The 12,293-nt window shown below is 44.4% G+C and carries 14 protein-coding genes; 7 read left to right on the top strand and 7 right to left on the bottom strand.

What is annotated here, in order from left to right:
- Positions 1-254: 254 nt before the first annotated feature.
- The 4 genes from EWV68_RS02840 to EWV68_RS02825 form a co-directional block, all read right to left on the bottom strand.
- Positions 255-812, bottom strand: coding sequence for a hypothetical protein (locus EWV68_RS02840; protein WP_287168744.1), 558 nt, complete (start codon positions 810-812; stop codon positions 255-257).
- Between the two features lie 307 nt (positions 813-1,119).
- Positions 1,120-2,484 (bottom strand): GTP-binding protein, encoded by a 1,365-nt coding sequence (locus EWV68_RS02835; protein WP_287168742.1) that lies wholly within the window; start codon positions 2,482-2,484, stop codon positions 1,120-1,122.
- A 210-nt stretch (positions 2,485-2,694) separates the two neighbouring features.
- Positions 2,695-3,159: a 2-amino-4-hydroxy-6-hydroxymethyldihydropteridine diphosphokinase gene (gene folK, locus EWV68_RS02830; protein WP_287168746.1), complete on the bottom strand. Its 465-nt coding sequence runs from the start codon at positions 3,157-3,159 to the stop codon at positions 2,695-2,697.
- The gene (locus tag EWV68_RS02825; protein ID WP_502705772.1) at positions 3,156-3,926 is read right to left on the bottom strand and encodes a sirohydrochlorin chelatase; all 771 of its coding nucleotides are present in this window, start codon (positions 3,924-3,926) and stop codon (positions 3,156-3,158) included. Before EWV68_RS02825 ends, folK begins: the two co-directional genes overlap by 4 nt.
- Before the next feature lie 235 nt (positions 3,927-4,161).
- Between EWV68_RS02825 and EWV68_RS02820 the strand changes: the two genes are divergently transcribed.
- From EWV68_RS02820 to EWV68_RS02810, 3 genes are all read left to right on the top strand, one after another.
- Positions 4,162-4,461: a type II toxin-antitoxin system HigB family toxin gene (locus EWV68_RS02820; protein WP_061433475.1), complete on the top strand. Its 300-nt coding sequence runs from the start codon at positions 4,162-4,164 to the stop codon at positions 4,459-4,461.
- Positions 4,448-4,843 (top strand): helix-turn-helix domain-containing protein, encoded by a 396-nt coding sequence (locus EWV68_RS02815; RefSeq protein ID WP_004162998.1) that lies wholly within the window; start codon positions 4,448-4,450, stop codon positions 4,841-4,843. The genes EWV68_RS02820 and EWV68_RS02815 overlap by 14 nt, the downstream gene beginning before the upstream one ends.
- Before the next feature lie 138 nt (positions 4,844-4,981).
- The gene (locus EWV68_RS02810) at positions 4,982-5,248 is read left to right on the top strand and encodes a hypothetical protein (RefSeq protein WP_002763196.1); all 267 of its coding nucleotides are present in this window, start codon (positions 4,982-4,984) and stop codon (positions 5,246-5,248) included.
- Here the strand turns inward: EWV68_RS02810 and EWV68_RS02805 are convergent.
- Positions 5,245-6,909: a transglutaminase domain-containing protein gene (locus EWV68_RS02805; RefSeq protein WP_287168741.1), complete on the bottom strand. Its 1,665-nt coding sequence runs from the start codon at positions 6,907-6,909 to the stop codon at positions 5,245-5,247. The two genes, EWV68_RS02810 and EWV68_RS02805, sit on opposite strands and share 4 nt — an antisense overlap.
- 112 nt (positions 6,910-7,021) lie before the next feature.
- On the opposite strand from EWV68_RS02805, the gene cofG reads away from it, so the two are divergent.
- The gene (cofG, locus tag EWV68_RS02800; RefSeq protein ID WP_287168739.1) at positions 7,022-7,909 is read left to right on the top strand and encodes a 7,8-didemethyl-8-hydroxy-5-deazariboflavin synthase subunit CofG; all 888 of its coding nucleotides are present in this window, start codon (positions 7,022-7,024) and stop codon (positions 7,907-7,909) included.
- A 566-nt stretch (positions 7,910-8,475) separates the two neighbouring features.
- Positions 8,476-9,789: a cytosine deaminase gene (locus tag EWV68_RS02795; protein ID WP_287168738.1), complete on the top strand. Its 1,314-nt coding sequence runs from the start codon at positions 8,476-8,478 to the stop codon at positions 9,787-9,789.
- Here the strand turns inward: EWV68_RS02795 and EWV68_RS02790 are convergent.
- Both EWV68_RS02790 and EWV68_RS02785 read right to left on the bottom strand, forming a co-directional pair.
- Positions 9,766-9,903 carry a hypothetical protein gene (locus EWV68_RS02790; RefSeq protein ID WP_287168737.1) on the bottom strand — a complete coding sequence of 46 codons (138 nt, stop codon included), beginning with the start codon at positions 9,901-9,903 and terminating at the stop codon, positions 9,766-9,768. The genes EWV68_RS02795 and EWV68_RS02790 overlap by 24 nt on opposite strands.
- Positions 9,904-9,949: 46 nt before the next feature.
- Positions 9,950-10,291, bottom strand: a complete 342-nt coding sequence (locus EWV68_RS02785) for a DUF952 domain-containing protein (protein ID WP_002763205.1) — start codon at positions 10,289-10,291, stop codon at positions 9,950-9,952.
- A gap of 235 nt (positions 10,292-10,526) precedes the next feature.
- Here EWV68_RS02785 and EWV68_RS02780 point away from each other — a divergent pair, with 235 nt between their 5' ends.
- The gene (locus tag EWV68_RS02780; protein WP_002763206.1) at positions 10,527-11,522 is read left to right on the top strand and encodes an L-lactate dehydrogenase; all 996 of its coding nucleotides are present in this window, start codon (positions 10,527-10,529) and stop codon (positions 11,520-11,522) included.
- Between the two features lie 526 nt (positions 11,523-12,048).
- Positions 12,049-12,293, top strand: a 245-nt coding sequence (locus tag EWV68_RS02775) for a PIN domain-containing protein (RefSeq protein ID WP_287168747.1), incomplete at its 3' end; no start/stop codon positions are given.

The raw sequence follows: 12,293 nt of genomic DNA, 5'->3' as shown, positions 1-12,293 counted from the left end.
TATTAACCTGTTGATGCCTTAAGTCCTTCCCTGTATGGATTTCAGCTACTTTTGAGCGTAGGCGCTCTCATCGAATTTTATTTTAAGTTAATTATTTGCATAACAATTCCCGAAGAGCCGTAATCAGTAAACAGTAATCAGTAATTAGTAATCAGTAACAAGACAGTAGGAAACTTCTATTTAATACTGCACAATTAAAAACTCACATCTGATAACTGTTAACTTCCCCACTGATAACTGATAACTGATAACTGTTAATAGGCACTTCTGGGTTGAGAATTGACGGTAGATTGGGGTTGAGAAGCAGGATACTGTTTCAGGTTAGGGGCAGATTTACGCTGTAAAAAGATAGTCTGGAAGGGTTGGGGATGAGTTAATCCGGTTTCGGGTTTTTCTGCTTGTTGAGCTAGTTGATGTTTAAGGGTTTCATTGGTGGCCAAAAGATGACGCTCGTGACGTTGCAGTGTTTCTAGTTTACCAAATTCTTTGTCCCAAACCTTGGGAATATACACCGTCCAAGCATATATTCCCAGAGTTGAACCCAACAGACAAAAAGTAATCACGGCCACTATTCTTTCTAGGAGGCAAAGGGAACGTAATTGACGCGAGGCTAATTGTTTTTGTGTCGGGGCCACGGGAACTCTCGCCACCGATTTAGTCGTCGGTTTGAGGGTGGGAGTCGGGGAGGATTGAGTCACTGGTTTAGTAGTGGGGTTGGGGGGAGTTACCCGCGACTGGGGACGACGTTGACTCCCTTGGCTTTTTTGGCGAGAAACGGGAACGGGAATATAGGACTTATGGGCAGCAGACATGATTTTCTCTCAATATTTCTAGCTAGTTGTCGTTGTCAAAAATTAAGTTTCTAAAATCAGGAGTCGGTCATCAGGAGTCAGTAGTCAGGAGTCAGTAGTCAGGAGTCGGTCGTCAGTGGTTCGTGTTATGCAATGGACGGGGTTATAAGGGATTTGTCAATTGTTTTCCCTCTAGAACGAACTAATCAATTAAGTCTCTTGCCAGATAAGAATTTAGTCGATTTATGCCATCCGATCGAACCATGCCAAGTAACGAAGAACCATATTTAATTGATCACTGTTGCCTTTTTTCCTTTTTCCTTTAAAATCACTGTTCTAGTTCTAGACGTAAACGATATAAAATAGTTTGCGGATGAACTTGAGCGAGAATTTGATTGATCACCGTACTCGGTCCGGATGCCCCCCAACTACAACCGCGTTCTAGATAGATTTTAGCGGCTTTCCCGATGGTATAGGTTCCATAAGCGGCAATTGCTCCCTGTAGGAGAGCGGTGCTACCGTAGAGGGTTAAAGAGGTGGGATTTTCAAAAATACTCGCCGCTGCCGCTGCCGTTTTGCCCAAACCGATAATCACAGTGCCGAGGATTTCCCCCACCAGCAACCCCGCACTACTCAAAAGTAGAGTCCGCCAGAGTTGACCAGCTTGGTGACTGGTAATCGGCAAGCCGTACAAACGAGCTAAAGCCCGAACTAGAGTTAAATCGACGATTGAAGCCCCTAGTAGGTCTAAAATAGCGATCGGATTGGCCGCAATCGCTAAAGCCTTATATTTCGCGTATTGCCAGATAATTTCCTCCGCTTGACTGTCCCGGAGTTCCAGGGTTTTTCTAGCGATATTTTCCTCCGCTTCTTGCCCTTGCACTAAAGCATTTAGGGCTAGCAGCGATCGCCCTTCCCGATTTAAAATCGTTAAGAGTTTATCTTGCAGCTCCTCAATTTGGGGGGGAGGGGTTTCCCACTCAGTCACCACGCGCCCATCGGGGTATTCCACCCGGACGGGAATCGGTTGCGGTTCGGCGGCTACCATAACTATCTCATCGCTAGTTAACAAATCTTCTAACGTTTTTTCGTCCCGATTGGTTCCTAATCTCTGTAACTGCTGAAAAATCTGACGGCGATCCGCTTCCGGATAGAGATCAATCTTATTAAACACCAAAATAATCGGTTTTTTGGCCCGGCGCAATTCTGCCAAGGACTCGTATTCAGTGCGGGTAATATCCCCCGCGACGATAAATAAAATTAAATCGGCACTTTTAGCGACTTCTCTGGCCATATTCGCCCGCGCTTCCCCTTCAATCTCATCCAATCCGGGGGTATCGATTAATTCTATCTGAATTTTACCCGTGGCTGGTGTCCAACGCACCGATCGCGGCCAGCGTGTCACCCCGTGCAGGGGTCCGGTTGCCAGGACTTTTTGACCGACTAAAGCGTTTACCACCGAGGATTTACCGCGACTGACTAACCCGAAGGCTGCCACCCGAATCACCGTTTCATCTAGTTTATCCAAGGCCGATTTTAGGGACTGCAAATCCTGTTTAACGGCGGCCTGAAGTTGGGGATCGGGGGGATAATTCCAATGGCGGCGAAAACTGGCATACCAAGTTAAAGCCTGTTGTAAACTAGCTTTAGCCTGATTGTAATGAGTTTCCTCGAGGGATGGGGTCTTGGTCACGGTTGATTTTTTAACTGTTTATTGATGCTGCTGCCTTTATTGTAGAGTTTCGGGGCGGTAACTGAGACGCGGTTATTTGGGGTGGTGGGGAGGTGGGGAAGTGGGGAAGTGGGGAAGTGGGGAGCAGGAGAGATGGGGGAATTTCAACTAAAACCCTAAAACCCTAAAACCCTAAAACCCTAAAACCCTAAAACCCCAACACCTAACATCCTACTCCGCCAATCCCAATCGGCCCAATAGCTGAAGGATAGTTTTTCCGGTTACGGGATCTCGCCAATCGGGGGCAATTTCTGCTAGGGGAAGCAGCACAAAGGCCCGTTCTCGGCAGCGGGGATGGGGTATCTGTAATTCGGGCGTTTCTAAGATCAGGTCCTCATAAAATATTAAGTCTAAATCGAGGGTACGCGGTCCCCATCTTTCCCGTCGGACTCTCCCGAATAACTGCTCGATTTCTAATAATTTATGCAGTAAATCTAAGGGCGATAAATCCACTTGCACAATGGCGCAACCGTTGAGATAATCGGGCTGAGGAGGGCCGACGGCCGCGGTTTGATACCATTGGGAATGAGCTTCTAGTTTAATTCCTTTGACTCGCTCTAATTCCCCTAAAGCTTGCCCTAAAATTGTCGCTGAATCCCCTAAATTACCGCCCAAAGCGATCGCTGCCCGCTTCATCCACATCCTTCCTCAACAATAATCTCGGCTAATTCCCCCGTCGCTCCCAAAGATTTACCTAAAAATATATTGACATTTGGATGCTTTTGTGATAGTTCAAAAACTTGGGCTTCGATCGCAGCGGTAATTCCACCAGTAAAGAGGAAATAGGGCAGTATAGCGATTTTTTGGCTACCTTGAGCGATTAAACTCTCGATTTGTTGGGATAAACTCGGTTCTATCGACCAATAAGCTGTAATTGCCCCAGAAAACGCCGCTAGATTTTCCACTTCCCGATTACCCCCGGGGCGACGACTACCGTGGGACAGTAAAATGCGATCTTGGGGGCTTAAATCGGCAAATTGTCGGGATAACAGCGATTTTATGCCCTGATAACTGCCTAAATGGGGCTTTAACTCTAGCTTAATCGGCGATCGCACTTTGGCCACGGCCGCGGGAATATCTTCTTTAACGTGAACCCCCGACAGGAGAAACAGGGGGATAATCTGCAACCGGTTACATCCTTGGCTTTGTGCTTGTTGGGCAAAAGCTTCTATTTGTTGATGGAGAGGTGTTATCGCTAATTCTAGGGCGGCAGTCCCTACTAATACCCGATTATCTGCTTCTAGAACCGCTAGAGACGGGCTAAACTCCGATTTACTCGCCAATCTTTCGGCGGGTTGACTGATTTTTTCTTGAACTAAGGCTGCTAATCGTGTCACCGCCATGGCTGGACGCGGATCGCGACTACCGTGGAAAACCAATAAGTAGGCTGAGGAGGTCTTCAAAGAAATCTTGCCAAAATAGTTTAGTTTTTAGCCTAATACATTTTCTCTCCCTTTAGGCATCAATGCCCCTGATATTCTCAATTTAGCTGGTAAGCGGGAAAACCTCCCCACTAGCCCCAAGTGCTACCATTTTACGGGATGTAAAGTGTGAGCAAATCAGCCCGCCGGCTTGAGTTAGCCTAGGTATTGAGATATAATTGCTATTGACAGAAACTGCCAGAGGTATATTTGTATTATGCGGGTAATTAGCCGTCGAATACTTCGCGATTTCTGTATGACCAACGCTAATTCCTGCGAGTCTCTCTATGATTGGTATAGAGTCGCTAGTAAAGCAGCATGGCAAAATCTAATCGATGTGCAAGCCACTTATAAAAGTGCTGAATCTGTTGGTAATTTCACTGTTTTTAACATTAAAGGAAATCACTATCGTCTAATTGTAGATCTAGTTTATAGCCGACAGACTATCTATATTAAATATATTCTTACCCACGCCGAGTACGATAAAGGAAATTGGAAAAATGATGCTTACTTTTAATTCTAAAACCTATGGAGAATTACTCGCTCACTATCAACCAAAAGCAATCACCACAGAGGCGGAAAACGAGCGAGCGATCGCAATTGCTCAAGAGTTGGAACATCGCTCGGAACTTAGTTTAGAGGAGGAGGCTTTACTGGAGTTATTGATTAGTTTGATCGAAAGGTTCGAGGCGGATAATTATCCAATTCCTGACATAAATCCTTTAGCGACTTTACAACATCTTATAGAAGCTAATGATATAGAATATGCAGAGCTAATTACTATTTTGGGTTCCCCTGATGCGGTGGAGCAAATAATTAATGGACAACGCAGCATCAATCAGTCAGAAGCTAGGTCTTTGGGAGCATATTTTCGGGTTGATGCCAGTTTATTTACTTAATAAGTAACTAAGGAAAATTAATTACACATCTCAAGGGAAATTGATTTGACACGACTACTTAACAAATTATTGCGATAGCTTGCCATTAACTAATTTTCAGCGATAATCTAAAGTCAGAGTCTATCGGGAGATAAGATCATGAACTTTCGTCTAGTTCTATTTTCAGGCCTTGTTACCGCTTTAGTCGGGGCAGGTATCGGTTATGGCATTAGCCGCATTGAACGCAATCCCAGCCAAGTCAACTATAAAAATCCCTATAACTATCAAATCATCTATGGACGTTATTTTGCCGGTGCCGGGGCAGCCTTGGGCTTCTGTGTGGGCGCGGGTTTGCAAATGGTCAAAGAACTCAAAGAAGAAAGAGATAGAGAAATGGGCATCCTAGATGATGGCTCAGAATTCTAGTCTTTTGGGGCTAATTCCTCAAGAATGACGAATTGAACGTGATTAATCGCTAAATCGCCGATGGGAACTTGGGTTTTTAACACCGGTTGTCCTTCACTGAGCATTCGTTCAAAGGGGATATCTTTGGCAATTTCCGTGTGATACCAAGCTAAACCCATAAAGAAACGATTGGGATAGGGACCGCCTTCAAAGATATCATCGGGATTGGACTCCATGGGAACCCAACCGATAGAGGGGAGATAAAATTCCATCCAGACGTGATTGTAATCTGGTTCGAGGGGTAAATTACGTTCGAGGGGATGGGGTGGGCATTTATAGCGTCCTACCGTGCGACAGGCAATACCATTGAGACGACACAAAGCCAATAATAAACCCACATATTCGCCACAGGAACCCACTCCGCGCCGCAGGGCAATATCGGGGGTGTCGATGTTGGGTTTGATGCCGTAGGAAAGCTGATCATAGACGTAGTTACGAATACTATAAACTTTTCTGAGTAGATTGGTTTCCCGACCGATCGCTTCTTGGGCAGCATTGAGGATAATTTCTGTATTCATGGCCAGATCATCATTATCGATCAAATAGCGATCGGGAAAATCGGCGGGTAAGGCGGGTAAATCTTCGCAATCTTTGGGAGTAATTTGGTATTTAATACCCCATACTTCTAAGACCACTTTCCACCCAAAAATATGGCGTTGTTTGCCGGTTATTTGCTCGAACTTAAATACTGCCACCCGCTGCCCGTCCTGAATTTCTTCAATAAAAGGCAATCCCACCGCTTCGACGCTGCGAATTTTTTGCCGCGGTGTTTCTAAGGGTAAAGCGATGCGCCATTCCACATCTTTTAGTTCGATATTATATAGAGGTTCCAATTCCTCGACGTAGGATAATTCAATCAGATAACCATTAGAAAGGGCGTATTTTTTAGCGGGATCGTAGTGAAAATATAGAGGATGGACAAAAGTACGCGGACGATAACTAAGTTCGTAAACCTGTTCGGAATTGGGATTATCGCGGATAAAGGGTTCTTGGAAAGCATAGGCCACATATAAGATATCCTTGCCACTGTTCGCATCGCGATAAAATGCTAATCCCGTCGGTGATTCAAAAGGAGTTATCATGCTAAAAAGCTGTTCTCCCGTGGCGCGATCAAGACAGTAAACCGTTTGTTCTAGGGTATCCGTTAACCAAAGTTCTTCCCCGCGAATGGTGATATTTTCGATGCCGATACCAGGCGCGTACAAACGAGTAATTTCCTGTCCCGATTGGCGATCAAATATAAAGATTTGTCCAGAACGTTGACAAGTGACATAAATTGTGTTACCAGTTACGGCGACTCCGTTAGCGGTGTAGGGAAGACGGGTAAAAAATTTCGGGGTAAAATCTTCGAGAGTGCAGCAGTAGAGATTTTCGCGGGTAGTAAACCAGAGGTGATTTTGATCATCGATTGCCAATCCCGTCGTCCCGACGAATTCTTGCCAGCGATGGGAATTAAGTACGCTTGTATGACCAGTATCGAGGGCAATTTGGTATAAATAGCCGTTTTTTGCGTCGATAGCGATTAATTTGTCATCTTGAAATACAATTCCGTGCAAGGCCGTGGCGCTAATCGGACGAATCGTTTGACGATGGGAGGGAAGACTGGCAGGATCGAAAATCATAGGAGGAAGCGAAAAGGGAGGGTGTTTTTAAGTGAATAAAACAGCAATTCTCCCCACGATAGCAAATTTTATCGCCCTTGAATGCTCGTAATGAACTCCAATTCCGAAAAAAATGTCAAGAATTGTCACCTATAGTCCCTCTCATACCCTTGTACCTACCTACGAGTGTTTCAATCGTTGCAGTTATTGTAATTTTCGCAGGGATTTAGGCACTGATGGCTGGTTAAGTCTAGACAAGGCCAAAGAGATTTTAACTGCTTTGCAGGGTTCGGAAATTACGGAAATTTTAATTCTTAGCGGGGAAGTTCATCCTTTAGCACCCAATCGAGAGTTATGGTTTCGGCATATTTATAATTTGGGAGAATTGGCTTTAAATATGGGTTTTTATCCCCATACCAATGCGGGGATTTTAACTTTTGCCGAGATGGAAAAACTGAAAAATGTCAATCTATCTATGGGCATAATGTTAGAACAAATGACGGTGACTTTATTAAATACTGTCCATCGTCATGCCCCCAGTAAAGTGCCATCCCTGCGCTTAGAACAGTTACAATGGGCGGGAGAATTAGGAATTCCTTTTACCACGGGTTTATTATTAGGAATTGGTGAAACAGAATGCGATCGCTTAGTAACCTTAGAAACTATTGCCACTATTCATCAACGTTGGGGACATATTCAAGAAGTGATCCTACAACCCTACAATCCGGGCAAAAGAGAACAGTGGCAAAATAATCCTTTTGATCTGCAAAAATTACCCGATCTGGTTAGACAAGCTAGGGAAATTTTGCCCCCAGATATTGTCATTCAAATTCCCCCGAATTTAGTACCCGATCCTCTTTTTCTCTTGGATTGTTTAGCGGCAGGAGCGCGGGATTTAGGCGGTATTGGCCTTATCGATGAAGTTAATCCCGATTACCTCCATTTACACCCCGATAAATTAAAGGAATTTTTAGCAATTTATGGCTGGGAATTAAAGGCGCGACTACCGGTTTATCAGTAATCAGTAATCAGTAATCAGTAATCAGTAATCAGTAATCAGTAATCAGGGAAAAGATAGCACTGTTAATGCCATTTAACACTACTTACTTAATACCGCATAATTGATTATTATTCATTCTTAATTCTTCTGACGACCGACGACCGAGGGTGCATCTCATTTTTGTAAATCTACCAATTGGGATTTTTACGGGGAAACTCTCGGCTAAGATCGGGCATTACTTCCGATTTTATCACTCAATCCAAGCTTTTGGGGGGTTCTACCCCCCAAACCCCCCGTTGGGAGCGTGGCGCCGCCCCCAAACCCCGGAGCGCATTAGTTTTTCGGTGGGATGCTTACACGCAGCTGCTGATACATTTGTAATTATCTATAGCGTTTCCTGTTCGCAAGAGGTACATTATCGATGTTGAAAAGCTTAATTAGCAAAGGTTTAACTGTGCCACACAGGTGTGAGAACCGCTATAAGAGTTACTGATAATTGCTGATTGTCGGTATTCCTGCAAATGTGAGATGCACCGACGACCGACTCCTAACCCTAACAACAATTTTTGATTTTTACCAGAGGTCTTATGATTCCCTTAAGCGAGCGCTACTGGCTCAAAAATGCCCATATTCCCGTTTCCCTCCTAGAAAATGAGGGTTTTTCTCCCCAAACCGCCGAGGGATTAACCTTAGTTAATCTGGAAATTAATGACGGTAACATTAATCGCATCACCTCAACAATCCCCCCCGAAGATAATATTCCCGTCATCGACCTCAAAAAAAAGATTATTTTTCCTTGTTTTATCGATATGCACACCCATCTCGATAAAGGTCATAGTTGGCAGCGTTGTCCTAACCATGATGGCACTTTTGACGGCGCCTTAAAAATGGCCCTAGAGGATTCTCGACGGGAGTGGCGCTTAGAGGATGTGTATCGTCGCATGGAATTCGGCGTTAAATGCAGTTATGCCCATGGAACCGCCGCTATTCGGACTCATATCGACTCTTTTGGTCAACAGGCACAGATTAGCTTAACTGCTTTGGCAGAATTGCAACGACAATGGGCCGGTAAAATCACCCTGCAAGCGGTTTCTCTAGTTTCCCTTGACTACTATCAAACCTCCGAAGGAGCGGCCTTAGCCGATAAAATAGCCGAATTTGGGGGCATATTAGGGGGAGTAGCCTACACAAATCCAGATTTACAGGCACAAATTGATATTACCTTCAAATTAGCCCAAGAAAGGGGTTTAAATCTCGATTTTCATCTGGATGAAAACGGCGATTCCGATTCTACCTGTTTAGCAGCGATCGCGCGTACTGCTATCAAAGAGCAATTTGACGGACAAATCATCTGTGGTCACTGTTGCAGTTTAGCGGTACAATCCCCTGAAATAATCCAAGAAACCCTAAATTTAGTCAAAAATGCGGGCATTGCTATCGTTAGCTTGCCGATGTGCAATCTCTACCTACAGGATCGTCAAGAGGAAAAAACCCCTTTTTGGCGCGGGACAACTAAGGTAAAAGAGATGAAAAAAGCGGGAATTCCGGTTGCTTTTGCCAGCGATAACTGTCGCGATCCCTTTTATGGTTTTGGGGATCACGATGGTTTAGAAGTCTTTACCCAAGCGGTGCGGATTGCCCATCTCGACACACCCTACGCTGACTGGGTAAATAGTGTCACCCTCACCCCAGCAAATCTGCTCGGATTGCCCCATTTAGGGCGCATTAAGACGGGCCTAGAGGCAAATTTGTTAATTTTCAAGGCTCGCTACTTTAGCGAGCTATTATCGCGACCACAGTGGGATCGTCTCGTGATTCGGCGCGGGTTGAGCATTGATACTACTCTCCCCGATTACCAAGAGTTAGATGATTTAGTTCTAGGAATTGAGCAAATCCTGTAAGGGTTTGACAAAAACCACCGATTCTAGGTTGATAGCACCGTAAATATGGGGAAAGGTCTCTTTTTCTAGATGAACGTAGGTTGGGTTGAAGCATGAAACCCAACGCCCGCTCATGTTACGCTACCGCTAACCCATCCTACAAATAATTGTGCATCCCTACTTAGGAATTGAGCAACTCCTCTAGGGGTTTGACAAAAACTACCGATTCTAGGTTGATAGCACCGTAAATATGGGGAAAGGTCTCTTTTTCTAGCTCTAAAGTGGCATTTTCTGGGTTAGGATGTTGGGGCTGCTCCCATTTCACCGGGGACTGCAATTGTTCAGGAGAAATGGCTAAAACCAGCAAATCTGGCTGATTTTGATAAAAAGCGGCCACAACTTTCGGAATTTGTTCTAAGGTGGAGCAATGGATAAATCCCTCATTTTTTAGGGAATACGCCCGATATTCCCCCATTTCACGAGCTATTTGCCAACCTCTTTCTGTAGTGATGTGATAGATCATCGGTTCGCCTCCTACTGTCACTTTATCCCTAATTTTAGGATATAGCCTGAAGCTGTCAGCGGCCCTCAATTCTCTTAAACTAGGGGTCAGGGAATAAAGACAAGAAATTTGTCCGACCAATTACCAAAAAAAAATTGCCGATAATGGCCTCAAAATCTCTTGATAGTCTCCTTTTACCTGATATTAACCATTTCCCTTTAAAATGAGCTTACCGAGCCAGTAACTGCAAAAATCTATGCTAGATAAAATATTTACTCCCAATCCCTACGCTGAAAAACCCGCTCCTCTGCGTCCTCGCAAGGGGGTAATTATCGGTGTTGGTCAGGTGGGGATGGCCTGCGCTTACTCGATGTTAATTCAAGACTGTTTTGATGAATTAATTCTGCAAGATATCGCCACGGATAAAGTCGAAGGGGAAGTGATGGATTTAAGGCACGGAATGCCTTTTATTGAACCCACAGACTTGAAAATGGGAACCGTGGCCGATGTGGGACAAAATGCCGATGTGGTGATTATTACTGCTGGGGCCGCCCAAAAAGAGGGAGAAACCAGATTACATCTCCTTGAGCGAAATGTGGCGATTTTTCGCCGTATTCTGGAGGATGTGGCTGTTTACTGCCCCAGTGCTTTGATTTTGGTGGTGAGTAATCCTGTCGATATCATGACCTATGTTACCCTGAAAATCACCAATTTTCCGCCCTCTAGGGTGATTGGTTCGGGTACGGTGCTAGATTCTGGCCGTTTACGCTCTCTTTTATCCACCCAACTCCATGTAGATGCGCGTAACGTCCACGCTTATATTATCGGTGAACACGGGGATAGTGAGCTTGCTGTCTGGAGTTCGGCCAATATCGGAGGAGCAAGGTTACTAGAAGGAGATTGGCAGGATTTAAGCGCAGCCGACCAAGAAAGCTTAACAGAAATTTTTCTTCAGGTTAAAAACGCCGCCTATGAAATTATCAAACGCAAGGGTTATACTAGCTATGCGATCGGTTTAGCTACCACGGATATCGTTAAAGCAATTTTACGTTCCCAAGAAAGAATTCTGACTATTAGCACTCTCCTCGATGGTCAATACGGTCTCAAAGATGTGTGTTTAAGTATTCCCTCGGTGGTTAACGAGAAAGGAGTGATTAAAACTCTGAATCTTGCTCTCAGTCCCAGAGAAACGGAACAGTTACATAATTCGGCCAAAATTATGCGCGATTTAATCGATCAACTCAAAATTTAACTTAGGGTTGGCTGAATAAATCTAAAAACATTGTTGGGTAAGATTTTTAGATTTTTTTGCCCTCAAAAAGTGCCGACCATAAGAGCGATCGGGGGGAAATTTTAGGCACTTTTTCCCCGAAAATTAGGTAATTGTGGGGTGGATTGAAGCAAGTAGTGCTAGACTTCCCGAAAAGTCTATTTTATTACAGCTTGTTGTTAGGAATCTACTTAAAAGAGTTTGTTTAATCTGGCTAATACCCTTTTGGTTATGATACGCGGAAAAGTTCTGGCGATGGCGCTAAAATGGGGTGATATGCCGAGAGTTTTTACATATCGTTACTCTGAGGATTGTTATTCGGAAATTTTCTGTATAATCAATGGTTAGGCTGCTTCAAATTATCTGTGGTGACGTAGTTGAAGACCGTTCTATGAGCGTTAAGTGTTTCAGGAAGTTGTTGATAGGCTGACGATGTGTATCGGACAATGAGCAAATTGGGGTATACTGCGGGAAAAATTCACTCAGCAACAATTCAGCAGAATCCTAAATGGCAGAAAAAGTCGCAATCTTTCTGGATGTTGAAAATCTATCAGGTTGGCTAAAAGCAGATGGAGGGGAAGCACTATTGGAACGCGCCAATGAGCTAGGGCGTGTAGTTGTCCGTCGAGCCTATTGGGACTTAAACAAATTTCAAGCCCAAACAAAGCCTAAACTGGCTTTGTCAGCGGCAAACACATCCCGATTCTCGGTCAGCCACTCAAAGAAACGGAAAGACATCGCTGTCCGAAAAGC

It is taken from the genome of Microcystis sp. M_QC_C_20170808_M9Col (genome assembly GCF_007095495.1).
In the GTDB taxonomy this organism is placed as follows: domain Bacteria; phylum Cyanobacteriota; class Cyanobacteriia; order Cyanobacteriales; family Microcystaceae; genus Microcystis; species Microcystis aeruginosa.
Note: the sequence above shows the minus strand (reverse complement) of the source record. Positions and strands in the feature narration are given on the sequence as shown.

What these genes read in the sequence shown, in the direction of transcription:
- EWV68_RS02840 (WP_287168744.1), bottom strand. Translation starts at nt 812, where the DNA reads ATGTCTGCTGCCCATAAGTCCTATATTCCCGTTCCCGTTTCTCGCCAA.
- folK (WP_287168746.1), bottom strand. Translation starts at nt 3,159, where the DNA reads ATGAAGCGGGCAGCGATCGCTTTGGGCGGTAATTTAGGGGATTCAGCG.
- EWV68_RS02820 (WP_061433475.1), top strand. Translation starts at nt 4,162, where the DNA reads ATGCGGGTAATTAGCCGTCGAATACTTCGCGATTTCTGTATGACCAAC.
- EWV68_RS02815 (WP_004162998.1), top strand. Translation starts at nt 4,448, where the DNA reads ATGCTTACTTTTAATTCTAAAACCTATGGAGAATTACTCGCTCACTAT.
- EWV68_RS02810 (WP_002763196.1), top strand. Translation starts at nt 4,982, where the DNA reads ATGAACTTTCGTCTAGTTCTATTTTCAGGCCTTGTTACCGCTTTAGTC.
- EWV68_RS02805 (WP_287168741.1), bottom strand. Translation starts at nt 6,909, where the DNA reads ATGATTTTCGATCCTGCCAGTCTTCCCTCCCATCGTCAAACGATTCGT.
- cofG (WP_287168739.1), top strand. Translation starts at nt 7,022, where the DNA reads ATGTCAAGAATTGTCACCTATAGTCCCTCTCATACCCTTGTACCTACC.
- EWV68_RS02795 (WP_287168738.1), top strand. Translation starts at nt 8,476, where the DNA reads ATGATTCCCTTAAGCGAGCGCTACTGGCTCAAAAATGCCCATATTCCC.
- EWV68_RS02790 (WP_287168737.1), bottom strand. Translation starts at nt 9,903, where the DNA reads ATGAGCGGGCGTTGGGTTTCATGCTTCAACCCAACCTACGTTCATCTA.
- EWV68_RS02785 (WP_002763205.1), bottom strand. Translation starts at nt 10,291, where the DNA reads ATGATCTATCACATCACTACAGAAAGAGGTTGGCAAATAGCTCGTGAA.
- EWV68_RS02780 (WP_002763206.1), top strand. Translation starts at nt 10,527, where the DNA reads ATGCTAGATAAAATATTTACTCCCAATCCCTACGCTGAAAAACCCGCT.